14 protein-coding genes are annotated in these 16380 nt (G+C 70.7%); 4 read left to right on the top strand and 10 right to left on the bottom strand.

Translation table 11 applies throughout. The features are described 5' to 3' along the window. Positions 1-50: 50 nt before the first annotated feature. Positions 51-650, top strand: a complete 600-nt coding sequence (locus BLW76_RS48465) for a hypothetical protein (RefSeq protein ID WP_167384590.1) — start codon at positions 51-53, stop codon at positions 648-650. Positions 651-774: 124 nt separating this feature from the next. Next, positions 775-1908, top strand: a complete 1134-nt coding sequence (locus BLW76_RS13005; RefSeq protein ID WP_081655979.1) for an IS701 family transposase — start codon at positions 775-777, stop codon at positions 1906-1908. A 198-nt stretch (positions 1909-2106) separates the two neighbouring features. Here the strand turns inward: BLW76_RS13005 and BLW76_RS13000 are convergent, their stop codons facing one another. The 6 genes from BLW76_RS13000 to kdpF are packed head-to-tail and all read right to left on the bottom strand — an operon-like array spanning position 2107 to position 9728. After that, positions 2107-2805, bottom strand: coding sequence for a response regulator (locus BLW76_RS13000; protein WP_091306659.1), 699 nt, complete (start codon positions 2803-2805; stop codon positions 2107-2109). After that, positions 2802-5333, bottom strand: coding sequence for a sensor histidine kinase (locus BLW76_RS12995; RefSeq protein WP_091306656.1), 2532 nt, complete (start codon positions 5331-5333; stop codon positions 2802-2804). Before BLW76_RS12995 ends, BLW76_RS13000 begins: the two co-directional genes overlap by 4 nt. Before the next feature lie 4 nt (positions 5334-5337). Further along, on the bottom strand, positions 5338-5928 hold the full coding sequence (locus BLW76_RS12990; protein ID WP_091306654.1) for a potassium-transporting ATPase subunit C: 591 nt from the start codon (positions 5926-5928) through the stop codon (positions 5338-5340). A gap of 4 nt (positions 5929-5932) precedes the next feature. Continuing rightward, positions 5933-7978, bottom strand: coding sequence for a potassium-transporting ATPase subunit KdpB (kdpB, locus tag BLW76_RS12985; protein WP_091306652.1), 2046 nt, complete (start codon positions 7976-7978; stop codon positions 5933-5935). Then, positions 7975-9636 (bottom strand): potassium-transporting ATPase subunit KdpA, encoded by a 1662-nt coding sequence (kdpA, locus tag BLW76_RS12980; protein ID WP_091306650.1) that lies wholly within the window; start codon positions 9634-9636, stop codon positions 7975-7977. Before kdpA ends, kdpB begins: the two co-directional genes overlap by 4 nt. Continuing rightward, on the bottom strand, positions 9636-9728 hold the full coding sequence (gene kdpF, locus BLW76_RS12975; RefSeq protein ID WP_091306647.1) for a K(+)-transporting ATPase subunit F: 93 nt from the start codon (positions 9726-9728) through the stop codon (positions 9636-9638). The genes kdpA and kdpF overlap by 1 nt, the downstream gene beginning before the upstream one ends. Before the next feature lie 397 nt (positions 9729-10125). Here kdpF and asnB point away from each other — a divergent pair, with 397 nt between their 5' ends. Further along, positions 10126-11967: an asparagine synthase (glutamine-hydrolyzing) gene (asnB, locus tag BLW76_RS12970; protein WP_091306645.1), complete on the top strand. Its 1842-nt coding sequence runs from the start codon at positions 10126-10128 to the stop codon at positions 11965-11967. Between the two features lie 51 nt (positions 11968-12018). Here asnB and BLW76_RS12965 read toward each other — a convergent pair whose 3' ends face one another. The 4 genes from BLW76_RS12965 to BLW76_RS12950 form a co-directional block, all read right to left on the bottom strand. Then, entirely contained in the window at positions 12019-12516 is a 498-nt protein-coding gene (locus BLW76_RS12965; protein WP_091306643.1) for a GNAT family N-acetyltransferase, read from the bottom strand. 106 nt (positions 12517-12622) lie between these two features. Then, positions 12623-12766, bottom strand: coding sequence for a hypothetical protein (locus BLW76_RS48460; RefSeq protein ID WP_167384589.1), 144 nt, complete (start codon positions 12764-12766; stop codon positions 12623-12625). Between the two features lie 498 nt (positions 12767-13264). After that, complete coding sequence (locus tag BLW76_RS12955; protein WP_143060616.1) at positions 13265-14263, bottom strand: Gfo/Idh/MocA family protein; 999 nt, start codon at positions 14261-14263, stop codon at positions 13265-13267. Between the two features lie 81 nt (positions 14264-14344). Beyond that, entirely contained in the window at positions 14345-15382 is a 1038-nt protein-coding gene (locus tag BLW76_RS12950) for a LacI family DNA-binding transcriptional regulator (RefSeq protein ID WP_091306639.1), read from the bottom strand. 113 nt (positions 15383-15495) lie between these two features. On the opposite strand from BLW76_RS12950, the gene BLW76_RS12945 reads away from it, so the two are divergent. Beyond that, positions 15496-16374: a TIM barrel protein gene (locus BLW76_RS12945; RefSeq protein WP_091306637.1), complete on the top strand. Its 879-nt coding sequence runs from the start codon at positions 15496-15498 to the stop codon at positions 16372-16374. Positions 16375-16380: the final 6 nt, after the last annotated feature.

Below are 16380 nucleotides of genomic sequence, written 5' to 3'. Positions count from 1 at the left end.
GCCCCGTTCCCGGCCTCGACCGCGCCTCCCCATTCCCCAAGGAGCCCCGTATGCCCCGCCCCGCCGGGTCGGATTCGAGCTCTCGGATCACCAGGATCGACACCGCGCCGCCCAAGAGCAGCAAACCGAACCGCACCGGGTACGTCGTGCTCGGGGTGGCCGGGCTGGTCGTCGCGACCGCGTTCGCCGCCGTGGCCGAGCTCGCCGGGCCGGGTCCCGCGTCGACCGCGGGCGGCACGGGCGGCCCCGGCGGCCAGGGCACCCTCCCGGCCGGCGTCCAGACGCTGCCGGCTACGCCGTCGTCCACCGACCCGTCGACCTCCAGCGGCGCGCCGACGACGTCGAGCCCCACGTCGACCAGCACGCCGACAACGGTGGTCTCGGTGAGCCCGGACGGCAAGACGACCACGACGGTCGTCACGCAGACGTCACCGCCCCTGCCGCCGCGCGGCGACACGGGCGGCAACCCGCCTCCGGCGACGAGCCAGCACCCGACGCAGCCCCCGACCACCACCAAGACGACGCCGACCACGACGTCGTCGCCACCGCCCACGACCTCCACCTCGTCGGAGCCGCCGCCGTCCGGTGGCGGCTCCAGCTCGGCCGGCGCCCCCACGTCGAGCACGACCGGGACCAGCACCCCGGCCTAGTACTACAGGGCTAGATCTTTGCGTGTCGGTTCGTGATATCGACTGCTGATTGTGCGAGTGTTGGCGAGTGAGCACTCCTTCTGTCGGGCGGGCCGACCTCTCGGGCGGTGCGACGCGGGAAGATTTGGCCGTGTGGGATCGGGAGTTTCGGGACGTGTGCGCGCGACTGGACGGGTTGTTCTATCGGACGGATTCGCGTGCGCATGCCCGGCATTATCTGCGCGGCTTGATCGCCCCGCTGGAACGGAAGAACGGCTGGACGATCGCGGAGTATTCCGGAGATCCGGAGCCGAAGGCGCTCCAGCGGTTGCTGAATCTGTCGCCGTGGGATGCCGCCGAGGCGCGAGACCTGGTACGCGACTATGCGATGGAACATTTCGCTGATCCCCGTGGCGTGCTGATCGCGGACCCGACCGGGTTTGCCAAGAAGGGCAACAAGTCGGCCGGTGTTCAACGTCAGTATTCGGGGACCCTGGGGCGGATCGACAACTGTCAGATCGGGGTTTTCCTGGCCTATGCCAACACGGCCGGCGATCGGGTACTCATTGACCGAGAACTGTATCTGCCCGATGCGTCGTGGTGTGCTGATCCCGGGCGTCGGGCCGAGGCGCACGTGCCGGAGAAGGTGACGTTCGCTACCCGCCCGAAGCAGGTGCAGGCCATGATCGCGCGAGCGGTGACGGCCGGGGTGCCGTTCGCGTGGTTCGCCGCGGACGAGGAGTTCGGGCAGAACCCGGGGCTGCGCACGTATCTGGAAGCCGAAGGAATCGCGTATGCGATGGCCGTGCCGAAGAACACCGACATCACAACTGGCGGTATCTCCTCCGCGGCCGGCCTGCCGACACTGGTCAAACATGCCCAATCCCGCCTGACAGGCCACGACTGGTCCCGTCGTGCCTGCGGGATCGGCGCCAAGGGTTTCCGGGTCTACGACTGGGCGATGGTCGATGCCGGTGACGGCCATCAGTACGTGTTCCGCCGAAACATTTCAGACGGCGAACTCGGCTACTTCCACTGCTACAACCCGCGCGGAGAATCACTGACGGAACTTGTCCGTGTCATCGGCGCCCGCTGGCCAATCGAGGAATGTTTCGAAGCAGCCAAGAGCGAAGCAGGACTGGACAACTACCAAGTCCGCCTCTACCACGCCTGGTACCGGCATATCACCCTGTCGATGCTGGCCATGGCATTCCTCGCAGTGATGAGACACCAGGCAAAAAAAGATCAGCGCGACCTGCGGGCAAGCCGCACACCATGACCACCCGGACCCGTCGCCTGATCGCACTCTCCATCGCCGAGATCCGACGCCTGTTCAACCTCATCGGCAAAGACGACCACATCATCGACCACGGTCTTCGTGCGTCCGCCTGGCGCCGCGGACACCAGGCAGACGCACGACGAAGCCACTTCAGGCGACGCCTCCGACTCCAAATGCTAGAGATCTAGCCCTGTAGTACTAGACCTCGAAGCGGTACCCCATCCCCGGCTCGGTCAGCAGGTGCCGCGGCCGGGACGGCTCCCGTTCCAGCTTCCGCCGCAGCTGGGCCAGGTACACCCGCAGGTAGTGGGACTCCGTCTCGTACGACGGGCCCCACACCTCGTGCAACAGCTGCTTCTGCGCCACCAGCCGGCCGCGGTTGCGGACGAGCAGCTCCAGCACGCCCCACTCCGTCTTCGTCAGGTGGACTTCCTCGCCGTCGTGGCGGCGGACCTTCTTCGCCGCCAGGTCCACCGTGAACGACGCCGTGTCGACCACCGCGTCCGCGCCGTCCGCGCCCGCCACCGCCGAACGGCGGACCGCCGCTCGCAAGCGAGCCAGCAGCTCGTCCATGCCGAACGGCTTCGTCACGTAGTCGTCGGCGCCCGCGTCGAGGGCCTCGACCTTGTCCGCCGAGTCGCCGCGGGCCGACAGCACGATGATCGGCACCGTCGTCCAGCCGCGCAGGCCCGCGATCACCTCCGTGCCGTCCAGGTCCGGCAGGCCGAGGTCCAGGACCACCACGTCCGGCTTGGTCTCGGCCACCGCCTTCAACGCGGCCGTGCCGTCGTGCGCGGTGATCACCTTGTAGCCGCGGGCGGTCAGGTTGATCCGCAGTGCCCGCACGATCTGCGGCTCGTCGTCCACCACCAGCACGGTGGCGCCCAGGTCGCTCATCGCACCCCCTCCTCTTCGTACTCCACACTGAACGCCGGCAGCGAAACCACGACCGTGAGCCCGCCGCCCGGGGTGTCCTCGGCGCGGATCGTGCCGCCCATCGCCTCGGTGAACCCCTTCGCGACCGACAGCCCGAGCCCGACGCCTGGCGTCGTGTCGCGGTCGCCGCCGAGCCGCTGGAACGGCGCGAACGCCGAGTCCGCGGCCCCCTTCCGCAGGCCCTTGCCGTGGTCGACGATCCGCAGCTCGACCTGGCCGGAGTGGGCGCTGGCCCGCGCCGACACCGGCGCGCCGCCGTGGCGCAGGGCGTTGTCCAGCACGTTCGCCACCACCCGTTCCAGCAGGCCGGGGTCGGCCAGCACGGACGGCAGCTGGTCGTCGACCGCGACCACGACGTCGTCCGAGTTGTCCACATTGGACAGGGCGTGCGCGACGACCTCGTCGTAGCCCACCGGACGCAGGTGCGGGCGGACCGCCCCGGTGGCCAGCCGCGACGAGTCCAGGAGGTTGTCGATCAGCCCGGCCAGCCGGTCGGCGGACAGCTCGATGGCCTCCATCAGCTCCGCGGTGTCCTCTTCGGACAGGGCCAGGTCCGGCGCGCGCAGGCTGCCGATCGACGCCTTGATCGACGTCAGCGGCGTCCGCAGGTCGTGCCCGACGGCGGAGAGCAGCGTCGTGCGCAGCTCGGTCGCCTCGGCCTTGCGCTCGGCGCGCGCCGCCGCGGCCGCGGCCCGCTGCTGCCGCAGGGCCAGGAACGCCTGTCCCGCCACGGCTTCCAGCACCCGCCGGTCGGCCGCCGGCAGTGCCCGGCCGCGCAGGGTCAGGTGGACGTCGGCGGTGACGGCGATGTCGGCGTCGGCCTCGTCCGGGTCGGCGCACGGGTGCTCCCCCGAGGTCGCCACGCACTGCCACACCCCGTCCTGCTTCTCCAGCAACGTCACCGACGTCAGCGCGAAGTTCTCGCGCACCTTCGCCAGCAACCGCTCGATCGGGTTCGCGTGGGTGAGCACGGTCCGGGCGTAGGAGGCCAGCAACGCCGCTTCGGTCCGGGCCCGCGCCGCCTGCGCCGCCCGGCGCGCGGCCTGGTCGACGACCAGCGCGACCAGCACCGCGACCACGACCATCGCGATCAATGTCACGAGGTTCTGCGGGGTGTGCACGTTGAGCGTGTACAGCGGCGGCGTGAAGAAGAAGTTGAGCAGCCCGGCGCCGAGCACGGCCGCGACCAGCGCCGGGCCGAGGCCGCCGACCAGGGCGACGATGACCGTGGCCAGGACGTAGGCGATGACGTCGGTGGCGAAGTCGAGCCCGCTCGGCACGAACACGCCGACGAGGGTGACCAGCACCGGCAGCACGATGCCCAGCACCCAGCCCGTCACCAGCCGCGAAAGCCCCAGCGGGCTCGCGATCAGCCGCGTCCGCAGCCGCCCGCCGGCCTCGGAGTGGGTGACCATGTGCACGTCGATCGGCCCCGACCGGCGGACCACCGCGGCGCCGATGCCCTCGTCGAACAGCCGCGCCACGCGGGAGCGCCGCGAGGTCCCGAGCACCAGCTGGGTCGCGTTGACGCCGCGGGCGAAGTCCAGCAGCGCGGCCGGGACGTCGTCGCCGACGACCGTGTGGAACGTGGCCCCGACCTCCTCGGCGAGCTTGCGGTAGCGGGCCATCGAGGCGGGGCTGATGCCGGCCAGGCCGTCGCCGCGCAGGATGTGCACCACCTGCAGCTCGGCGCCGGCCCGGGTGGCGATCCGGCTGGCCCGGCGGATGAGCGTCTCGCTCTCCGGCCCGCCGGTGATCGAGGCGACGACCCGTTCGCGCGCCTCCCACGTGTCGGTGATCCGCTGCTCGGCGCGGTAGCGCTGCAGGGCGACGTCGACCTGGTCGGCCACCCAGAGCAGCGCCAGCTCGCGCAACGCCGTCAGGTTGCCGGGGCGGAAGTAGTTGCCGAGCGCGGCGTCGATCCGCTCGGCGGGGTAGACGTTGCCGTGGGCGAGCCGCCGCCGCAGCGCCTCCGGGGTGATGTCGACCAGCTCCAGCTGCTCGGCGCGGCGGACGACCTCGTCCGGGACGGTTTCCTGCTGGGTGACGCCGGTGATCCGCTCGACGACGTCGTTGAGGCTCTGCAGGTGCTGCACGTTGACCGTGGAGAGCACGTCGATGCCCGCGTCCAGGAGCTCCTCGACGTCCTGCCAGCGCTTGGCGTTGCGCGAGCCCGGGACGTTCGTGTGCGCCAGCTCGTCGATCACCGCGACCTCGGGCGCGCGCGCCAGGACGGCGTCGACGTCCATCTCCTCGAACGCGCGGCCGCGGTGCTCGGCGTGCCGCCGCGGCACGGTCTCGAGGCCTTCGAGGAGGGCGGCGGTCTTCTCGCGACCGTGCGTCTCCACCAGCCCGATGACGACGTCGGTGCCGCGGTCGAGCCGGCGGCGCGCTTCGCCGAGCATGGCGAACGTCTTGCCGACGCCCGGGGCCGCGCCGAGGTAGATCCTCAGCTCTCCCCGGCGCGGCCTCGCGTTTTCGGTGGTCACGCTGTCAGTGTGCCCCTCCGGCCGCGGCGCGCACGGCCAAGTTGAGCGGGAGCACAGCCACGCCGGGAACGCCGATCCCGGCACCGCTCGTGTTCTGCTCGATCAGCTGCTTCACCCGGTCCAGCGGCAGGCCGGTGTTCCGCGCGACCCGCGCGGCCTGGAGCTCGGCGTAGGCGACGCTGATGTCCGGGTCGAGGCCCGATCCGGACGCGGTGACGGCGTCCGGCGGTACCTGATCGGGCGACACGCCTTCGCGTTTCGCGATGGCGTCCTTGCGCTCCCCGATGGTCTTCACGAGGTCCTCGTTGTACGGGCCCTTGTTGGAGGCACCGGACGGCACCTCGGGGGTGGCCGCCGAGGGCCGGGTGTGGAACCAGGGGTCGTGCGCCGGGTCGGCGGGCACCGGGTCGACGCCGATGAGCGACGAGCCGACGGCCTGGCCGTTCTGCGTGACGACCGAGCCTTCGGCGTTGCCCTCCAGGCCGGGGATGCGGGCGACGGCCCACACCGCGAGGGGGTAGAGGACGCCGAGCAGGACGGTCATGACGAGCAGGACGCGCAGCCCGGCCCAGGTCTGTTTGACGAGTGTGTTCACGGTGTCACCCGATTCCGGGGATGAGGCGCACGAGCAGGTCGATCAGCCAGATCCCGAGGAAGGGGCTGACGATCCCGCCGAGGCCGTAGACGAGCAGGTTGCGGCGCAGCAGCGCGGAGGCCGACGACGGCTTGTACCGCACGCCGCGCAGGGCCAGCGGGATGAGCACGACGATGATCAGCGCGTTGAAGATGACGGCGGAGAGGATCGCCGACTTCGGCGTGGCCAGGTGCATGATGTTCAGCCCGCCGAGCTGGGCGTAGATGCCGGTGAACATGGCGGGCAGGATCGCGAAGTACTTGGCCAGGTCGTTGGCGACGCTGAAGGTGGTCAGCGCGCCGCGGGTGATCAGCAGCTGCTTGCCGATCTCGACGATCTCGATCAGCTTGGTCGGGTCGCTGTCGAGGTCGACCATGTTCCCGGCTTCCTTGGCGGCCGAGGTGCCGGTGTTCATCGCCACGCCGACGTCGGCCTGCGCGAGGGCGGGGGCGTCGTTGGTGCCGTCGCCGGTCATCGCGACCAGGCGGCCGCCTTCCTGTTCCCGCTTGATGAGCGCCATCTTGTCTTCGGGCTTGGCCTCGGCGAGGTAGTCGTCGACGCCGGCGTCGGCGGCGATGGCCTTCGCGGTGAGCGGGTTGTCGCCGGTGATCATCACCGTCTTGATGCCCATCGAGCGCAGCTCGCCGAAGCGTTCCTTCATGCCCGGCTTGACCACGTCGGACAGCCGGATCACGCCGCGGACGACCGTGTCCTCGGCGACGACCAGCGGGGTGCCGCCCTGGGCGCTGATCTCGTCGACCACCCGCTCGGTCTCGTCGGGGAACTCGCCGCCGTTGTCGCGGACCCAGGCGCGGACCGCGGACGCGGCGCCCTTGCGGATCCGCCTGCTCCCGATGTCGATGCCGCTCATCCGGGTCTGCGCGGTGAAGGGGACGAACTCGCCGGGCTCGTCCCGGTCCGCGTGGCCTGCCGTCAGTTCGACGACGCTGCGGCCCTCGGGTGTCTCGTCGGCCAGGCTGGCGAGCCGGGCCGCCCGCGCGAGCTCGTCCGGGGTGGACGTCCCGACCGGGATCAGCTCGGTGGCGCGGCGGTTGCCGAAGGTGATCGTGCCGGTCTTGTCGAGCAGCAACGTCGAGACGTCGCCCGCGGCCTCCACCGCGCGGCCGCTGGTCGCCAGGACGTTGCGCTGCACCAGGCGGTCCATGCCGGCGATGCCGATGGCGGACAGCAGCGCGCCGATCGTCGTCGGGATGAGGCAGACCAGCAGCGCGGTCAGCACGATCACCGGCTGCTCGGACCCGGAGTAGCGGGCCATCGGCTGCAGCGCGACGACGGCGAGCAGGAAGATGATCGTCAGCGTCGAGAGCAGGATGGTCAGCGCGATCTCGTTCGGCGTCTTCTGCCGGGAGGCGCCTTCCACCAACGCGATCATGCGGTCCACAAAGGACTCGCCGGGCTTGGTGGTGATCCGGACGACGATCCGGTCGGAGAGCACGGTCGTGCCGCCGGTGACGGCGGACCGGTCGCCGCCGGACTCGCGGATGACCGGGGCCGACTCGCCGGTGATGGCCGACTCGTCGACGGTCGCGATGCCCTCGACGACGTCGCCGTCACCCGGGATCACCTGGCCGGCTTCGACGACGACCAGGTCGCCGACCTTCAGCTCGACGCCGGGGACCTGTTCCTCTCCGGTTTCGGTGAGCCGGCGGGCGACGGTTTCCTTCTTCGACCGCCGCAGGCTCTCGGCCTGGGCCTTGCCGCGGCCTTCCGCGACGGCCTCGGCGAGGTTCGCGAAGAGGACCGTGAACCACAGCCACACGGCGATGAGGACGCTGAACACGCTCGGGTCGGTGACCGCGAAGACGGTGGTGAGCGCGGAACCGACCCACACCACGAACATCACCGGGTTGCCGAGCTGGTGCTTCGGGTTCAGCTTCCGGACGGCCTCCGGCAGCGACGTCCAGAGCTGGCGCGGGCTGAAGACGCCGGCGCCGACCCGGCCCTGGTCTTCGGTGGGAGTCACCTGCGGTCGTTCTTCGGTGACGGTCATGCGAGTGCCTCCGCGATGGGCCCGAGCGCGAGCGCCGGGATGAACGTGAGGGCCGCGACGAGCACCACCGTGCCGGTGAGCAGGGTGGCGAACAGCGGCCCGGTGGTCGGCAGGGTGCCCGCGGTTTCGGGCACCTTGCGCTGGGCGGCCAGGGAACCGGCCAGGCAGAGCACGGCGACGATCGGCACGAACCGGCCGAACGCCATGGCGACGGCGAACGACGACTGGAACCAGTCGCTGGTCGCGGTCAGGCCACCGAACGCGCTGCCGTTGTTGTTGCCGGTGGACGCGTAGGCGTAGAGGATCTCGGACAGCCCGTGCGCGCCGGTGTTGCCCAGCGCGCCCGCCGTGCCCGGCAGCAGCAGGGCGATCCCGGAGCCGAGGAGCACGACCGTCGGCATCGCCAGCATCGCGATGGCCGCGCAGGTGACCTCCCGCTTGCCGAGCTTCTTGCCCAGGTACTCCGGCGTGCGGCCGACCATCAGGCCGGCCAGGAACATCGCGATGATCGCCAGCACGAGGATGCCGTAGAGGCCGGTGCCGACGCCGCCGGGCGAGATCTCGCCGTAGAGCATGTTCAGCAGCGGTCCCCCACCGCCGAGGCCGGACAGGCTGTCGTGGGCGCCGTTGACCGCGCCGGTGGAAGTGCCGGTGGTGGTGTCGGCGAAGATCGACGTCAGCCCGATGCCGAACCGCTGCTCCTTGCCTTCCATGCTCGCGCCGGCCGCCAGCGCCGCCGGGTTGTTCGCTTTGGCCTCGGAGAACCAGATGAGCGCCAGCGAAGCCGCCCACAGCAGGCCCATCACGCTGAGCAGGACGTACCCCTGGCGCGTGTTGCCGACGAGCTTGCCGAACGCGCGGGTCAGGCTGACCGGGATCACCAGGATCAGGAACAGCTGCACGAGGTTCGACCACGCGGTGGGGTTTTCGAAGGGGTGCGCGGAATTGGCGTTGAAGATGCCGCCGCCGTTGGTGCCGAGTTCCTTGATGGCCTCCTGGCTCGCCGCCGGCGCCAGCGCGATCGTGCCGGGGCTGCCGTCCGGGTTCGTCACGGCGACGCCGGCCTTGAGGCTCTGCACGACGCCGAGCGCGACCAGGACGAGCGCGAACACGAAGGCCATCGGCAGCAGGACGCGGACCGTGCCGCGGGTGAGGTCGACCCAGAAGTTGCCGAGCCGGTCGGTCTTCGCCCGGACGAAGCCCCGCGTCACCGCGATCGCCACGGCCAGGCCGACGGCCGCCGACAGGAAGTTCTGCACGGTCAGCCCGGCCATCTGGACGAAGTGGCCCATCGTCGTCTCGGGGACGTAGGACTGCCAGTTCGTGTTGGTGACGAACGAGACCGCCGTGTTGAAGGCGACCGCCGGGCTCACCGAGCCGCGGCCCAGGTTCCACGGCAGCAGCGGCTGCAGGCGCTGCAGCAGGTAGAGCAGCACGACCGAGACGAACGAGAAGCCGAGCACGCCCGCGGCGTAGGTCGGCCACCGCTGCTCGGAGTCGGGGTTGACGCGGAAGAGCCGGTAGAGGCCCTTCTCGAGCTTCAGGTGCTTCTCGGTGGAGAAGACGCGCGCCAGGTAGTCGCCGAGCGGTTTGTAGACCGCGGCGAGGGCGGCGAGGAGCAGGCCGAGCTGGATGAGCCCGGCAGTCGTGTCGGACATCAGAACTTCTCCGGCCTGATCAGCGCGACGAACAGGTAGACGAGCAGGCCGAGCGCGAGCAGCCCGCCCACGATGTCGGCCGCGGCGCTCACAGCTTCTCCAAGCCGCGCAGCACCAGCGCCAGCACCACGAAAATGCCGATCAGCAGAACGGCGTAGAGCAAGTCGGCCACAGGCACCTCTCAGGACAGGTCACCGGGTTCGGTGACCGGGGACGACGTCACTGTGCGGCCCTGAGACACCCGGCCGAAGACCGGCTGATGGCGCCTTGATGCGTTCCTGACACGCATTTACGCCGCCTTGATGGCCGGTGGCGGCGGTCACGCAAGCGTTTGCCCTGTTCTCACGGCACGTAGTGGCTCAGTGACAAGCACCACACGGCGTGACCGAACAAGTGCGGAACGTGCAATTCGGGCAGACAAGATCCTCGTGAGGTGTTACACCTGTGTTACCGATAGTTGTATCAGCTAAGCAATATTTGGGAGGGGCTATGTGCGGTATCGCCGGCTGGGTTTCCTATGACGCCGACCTCACCCGCCGCCAGGACGTCGTCGACGCCATGACCGGGACGATGGCCTGCCGCGGGCCGGACGACTCGGGGACCTGGGTGCGCCGGCACGTCGCGCTCGGCCACCGGCGGCTGGCCATCATCGACCTGCCGGGCGGCCGTCAGCCGATGACGGTGTCCACGCCGAACGGCGAAGTGGCGATGGTCTACAGCGGTGAGGCCTACAACTTCACCGAGCTGAAGGAAGAGCTGACGAAGCTCGGCCACACGTGGGAAACCGACAGCGACACCGAAGTGGTGCTGCACGGCTACCTGCAGTGGGGCGACGCCGTCGTCGACCACCTCAACGGCATGTACGCCTTCGCGATCTGGGACGAGCGCGACGACAGGCTCGTGATGATCCGCGACCGGATGGGCATCAAGCCGTTCTACTACTACCCGACCCGCGACGGCGTCCTGTTCGGCTCGGAGCCCAAGGCGATCCTGGCGAACCCGCTGGCGCGCAAGGTCGTCGACACCGCCGGGCTGCGCGAGCTGATGGCGTTCACCAAGAAGCCCGGCTGGTCGCTGTGGAAGGACATGGAGGAGGTCCAGCCCGGGACGATCGTGACGGTGTCCCGCGAAGGCGTCCGCACCCGCACGTACTGGAAGCTCGACGCGAAGCAGCACACCGACGACCAGGAGACGACGGTCGCCCGCGTGCGCGAGCTGATGACGGACATCGTGAACCGGCAGCTGGTCGCCGACGTCCCGCGGTGCGTGCTGCTGTCGGGCGGCCTGGATTCGAGCGCCGTCACCGGCCTCGCCGCGGCCCGGCTCGCTTCGCAAGGGGAGCAGCTGCGGACGTTCTCGGTCGACTTCTTCGGCCAGGAGGAGAACTTCAAGCCGGACGAGATGCGCGACACGGCGGACTCGCCGTTCGTGCGTGATGTCGCTTCCCTGGTGGGCTCGGCGCACCAGGACGTCGTGCTCAACCCGGCCGAGCTGACCGACCCCGAGGTCCGGCGCGCGGTCCTGCGGGCCCGGGACATCCCGGCGGGCCTCGGCGACATGGACACGTCGCTGTACCTGCTGTTCAAGGCGATCCGCGGCGAGTCGACGGTGGCCCTGTCGGGCGAGTCGGCCGACGAGGTGTTCGGCGGCTACCGCTGGTTCTTCGACGAGGCGTCGGTCAACGCGGAGACGTTCCCGTGGATCGCGTTCCGCAGCGCGATGATGAGCGACCGGACGTCGATCTACACGCCCGAGCTGATGGGCAAGATGGACCTGGAGTCCTACCTGCGCGACGAGTATCGCTCGGCGGTGTCGGCCGTGGAGCACCTGGACGGCGAATCCGCGCTCGAAGCCCGGATGCGGACGATCTGCCACCTGCACCTGACGCGGTTCGTCCGGATGTTGCTGGACCGCAAGGACCGCGCGTCGATGGCGGTGGGCCTGGAGGTCCGCGTCCCGTTCTGCGACCACAGGCTGGTGGAGTACGTGTACAACACCCCGTGGTCACTGAAGACGTTCGACGGCCGCGAGAAGAGCCTGCTGCGGCACGCGACGTCGCACGTGCTGCCGGAGTCGGTGGCCCAGCGGGTGAAGAGCCCGTACCCGTCGACCCAGGACCCGGGCTACGCGGCGGCGTTGCAGCAGCAGGCCAAGGAGGTGCTGGCCGAGCCGGGCCACGCGGTGTTCGACCTGGTCGACCGGTCGTGGACGCACCGAGCATCCGAAGTGGACTCGGCGACCATGGACCCGGCGGACCGGATCGGCTTGGACCGGCTGCTCGATCTGTACCACTGGATCGAGATGTACTCGCCGGAGCTGCAGCTCGACTGAGGTACGCCGGCCACCCGTCGTGAGTGAGAAACAGTGTCAGAACACTGTTTCTCACTCACGACCAGCCGCGGCAGCCCCGCCGAGCCGGAGCTCCGCGGCGACCTCGTCCCCCTCGGCGGTGAGCGCCGCGCCCGTGCCGGACAGCAGGGCGCGGGCGCCGTGGTTGCCCGCCGTCGTCGAGGCGATGAACCTCGCCGCGCCGCTTTTGCGGGCTTCGGCCAGCAGCAACGCCGTCACCTGCTTGCCGATCCCGCGGCCGCGGGCGTCGCGGGACAGCCAGATGCCCGCCTCGACCGCGTCGCCGTGGGGCTCCAGGCGGGCCGCGCCCACCGCCGTGCCGTCGGCGTCGATCACCCACGTGCGTTCCACCGCCGTCGCCGGGTTCAGGGACCGGGCGCGGTGGAACGCCAGGAACGCCTCCCGGCGGGTGGGCGTCCAGCCGGGCGGACCGTCGACCGGGGGCATGACCTCCAGCGGATCGGCCCCGGCCACGGCGGCTTCGAGCAGCCGCGCCAAGGCGGCCTCGTCCAACGGCGTCAGCGTGATCATGCCCGGATCTTCACCGCCGGCGGCCGGCCGCGCGACCGGATTTCGCCCAGCCCGCGCAGGAACCGGACGTACGGCGACCAGCGGACCGGCCGCTCGCCCCGGCCGGTCAGCGCCAGGTCAGCCGGGCCCAGCCGTGCAGGGATGTCACCAGGACGTGGGTGAGCGCGCCGCCGCCGATCGTGAACTCGTGGTGGCCGTGGACGCCCGCCGGGGCGGTGAAGCGGAACCGCAGCCGGTCGGCGGCGCACACCACAGCGCAGTTCCTCGACGCCGCGGCGGCGTTGTTCGCCGCCGGAGGCGCCGCGCGGTCACGATGGCCGCGACGGCGAAGGCCGCTGGCGCGCCGAACGGCTCGATCTACCACCGCTTCCCGGACCGCCCGGCCCTGCCGGCCCAGCTCTGGCTCCGCACCCTGCGCGACTTCCAGGCCACCTTCACGACCGCACTCGGCAACGCGGCCGTCGCGGCGGCGACGAGCGTCGTCCACTGGCGCCGCAAGCACCCCGACGGCGCCCGGGTCCTCGACGCGGGCAAGCAGGCCTTCGACCCGGCCGGCTGGTCGGCCGAGGCAAACGCCGCCCTCGCCGAAGGCCGCAACCCTCGTCGAACGCACGGCCCGCAAGCGCCTCCGCCCGTGATCAGGGCCGTAACTCACGTGACCAGAGCCGTCACCCGCGTGATCAGGGCCGTAACTCACGAGTTCCGGCTCCAATCACGCGACTTCCGCCTTCAATCACGCGAGTTCCGGCTACCGGCGGACCTCCGCCAGCTTCACCGGACGCCGTTCCCGGCGGGAAACCTCGCAAGCCTCCGCGATGTAGAACGCCTCCAAGGCGTCCGCCGCTCCACACGGCGATGGCGCCCGGCCCGCGACGACGTCCAGGAACGCGCGCAGCTCCGTCGTGTAGGCCGCGCGGAAGCGCTCCATGAAACCCGGGTATGCCGGCCCCGGCAGCGGCGCCACCCCCGGCTCCACCGACCGCAGCGGCGCCCGGTCGTCCAGCCCGACCACCACGCCCGACACCGAGCCCAGCACGTCCAGGCGCACGTCGTAGCCCGCGCCGTTGTAGCGGGTCATCGACACCGTCGCCAGGGTTCCGTCGTCCAAGGTGAGCGTCGCCGCCGCCGTGTCGACGTCGCCCGCGTCGACGAAGAACTGCTCGCCGCGGTTCGAGCCGATCGCGTACACCTCCTCGACCTCCCGGCCGCTGACCCAGCGAATGATGTCGAAGTCGTGGACGCCGCAGTCGCGGAACAACCCACCCGAGTGGGCGACGTACTCCGCCGGCGGGGGTGCCGGGTCGAACGTCGTCGCGCGCAGCGTGTGCAGCCAGCCCAGCTCACCGGACGCGACCGCCGCCCGCGCCGCCGCGTAGCCCGCGTCGAAGCGGCGCTGGAAGCCGATCTGGACGGGGACGTCCGACGCGCCGATCCGGTCGATCACCGCCAGGGTGCCCGGGATGTCCGCGGCCACCGGCTTCTCGCAGAACACCGGGATGCCCGCGTCGACCGCCGCGATGATCAGGCCGGGGTGCGCGTCGGTGGCCGCCGTGACGACCAGACCGTCCAACCCCGCGGCGAACAGCTCGTCGAGGGATACCGACTCGACGCCGAGCTTCGCGGCGGCCGACTGAGCCCGCGCCGGGTCGACGTCGGCCACGACGACCGATCCGACCTCCTCGAAGCCCTTCAGCGTCTCCGCGTGCGCGGTGCCGATCCGGCCGGTGCCCGCCAGTCCCAACCTCATCGTGGTGCTCCTCCTGTCGCAGACTGTGTTGATGGTTTCCGATCCGGCCACAGCCACGGCCGAATGACTTCGCGGCAACGGTTACGGGCCGCCCGGGAGACGGCCTTCTTTTGGCCGGATCAGAAACTCGGCGGTGGTCGCCCGGACCACCAAGGACGGGTGCAGCAGGTGCCGGACCGGCTCCGTGCGCTCCCCGCGGACGCGCTCGATCAGCGCTTCGAAGGCCAGCCGCCCCATTTCGGTGCGCGGCTGGTCCACTGTGGTCAGTGAGAGGTGCCGCAGCGCGGCAAGCGACGTGTTGTCGTAGCCGACGACCGAGACGTCTTCGGGCACGCGCAGCCCGGCTTCCTCCAGGGCCGAGATCGCCCCGACGGCGTTGAAGTCGTTGCCGGCCACCAGCCCCGTGGGCAGATCGGCGCGCGAGTACGTCGCCAGCAGCTCGCGCACCGACTTCTCGCCGCCGGTGTCGGTGTGCTCGCTGGGCACGACGATGGGCTCCAGCCCGTGGCGCCGCATCGCCGACTGGAACCCGCGCCGCCGCTGGGCCGCCCCGGCCGCGCCGCCGCCGTCCAGGTGGGCGATGCGCCGGTGCCCCAGCCCGACGAGGTGGTCGACGGCCAGCGCCGAACCCGCCTCACCGTCGTCGTTCACCGTGTCCACAGTGGACGAGCGGATCGTCCGCGAGACCAGCACGACCGGGCACTGCTTGGCCGCGACCTGGATCGACGCCGCCGGGACGACCGGGGACAGCAGGATGATTCCCGCCGGGCGGAAGGAAAGCAGGTTGTGCAGGGCGTTCCACTCGCGGGTGGGACTGCGGCCGCCCGTGTTGAGGATCAGGTCGAAGCCCGCGGCCTGCGCGGCCGCGTCCAGCCCCTCGACGACGTCGGCGAAGAACGCGTTGCGCAGGTCGTTGACCATCACGCCGAGCACGGTGGACGTGCGGCTGGCCAGCGACCGCGCCATCACGTGCGGCTGGTAGCCGAGTTCCTCGGCCGCGCGCAGTACCGCCGCTCGCCGCGCCTCGGACACCTTCGGTGAATTGTTCATCACCAGGGAGACCAGCGCGCGGGAAACTCCCGCCCGTGCGGCGACGTCCTCCATGGTCGGACGCACCATGCGCACCTCCCCTGATCTCGGAAAACTCGGCCTTGACTTTGCTGTGACGGACGCTACATGATTAGAGCGCTCTAATCAATAGAGCGCTCCAACGGACCAACGGAGGGCCTCCTGTGACAGCGACGATCCGCGTGGCTGCCGCCCCGATCTCCTGGGGCGTCTGCGAAGTCCCGGGCTGGGGCCGGGTGCTGGACGCGGCGACCGTGCTCGGCGAGATGGCCGGGCTGGGCGTGCAGGCCACCGAACTCGGCCCGCCGGGGTACCTCCCCCGCGACCCGGAAGAGCTGCGGACGCTGCTGGCCGGATATCACCTCACGCTCGTCGGCGGCTTCCTCGCCGTCGTCCTCCACGCCGACCAGGAAAACGCGCTCAAGGAAGCCGAGGAATCGGCCGCGCTCTTCGCCGCCTGCGGTGGCGATGTCCTCGTCCTCGCCGCCGCCACCGGCCTCGACGGCTACGACGACCGTCCACAGCTCACCGACACCGAATGGGCGACGCTCGTCGACACCGCGGGCAAGATCCGCGACATCGCGGCGGGCCACGGCCTGCGCACGGTGCTCCACCCGCACGTCGGCACGCACGTGGAGCAGCAGGCCGAGGTCGAGCGCTTCCTCGCCGATTCCGATCTCGGGTTGTGCCTCGACACCGGGCACCTGATGATCGGCGGGACGGATCCGGTCGAGCTGGCGAAGCGGTACCCCGAACGAGTGGGACACGTGCACCTCAAGGACGTCCGGGCCGACCTGGCGGCGGAGGTCCGCGCGGGACGGCTCGGCTACACCGACGCGGTCGGGCGGGGCATCTACACCCCGCTCGGCGAGGGCGACGTGGACGTGGCGGCGATGGTGCGCTCCGTCCAGGCCGCCGGCTACGACGGCTGGTACGTCCTCGAACAGGACACCGCCCTCGGCGAGGACAGCCCCGACGACCTACCCCGGCGGGACACCGAGCGCAGCCTGGCCCACCTCGCGAAGATCACCGACTCCCTCTGAAACCTG

The organism is Amycolatopsis tolypomycina (genome assembly GCF_900105945.1).
Lineage (GTDB): Bacteria > Actinomycetota > Actinomycetes > Mycobacteriales > Pseudonocardiaceae > Amycolatopsis > Amycolatopsis tolypomycina.
Note: the sequence above shows the minus strand (reverse complement) of the source record. Positions and strands in the feature narration are given on the sequence as shown.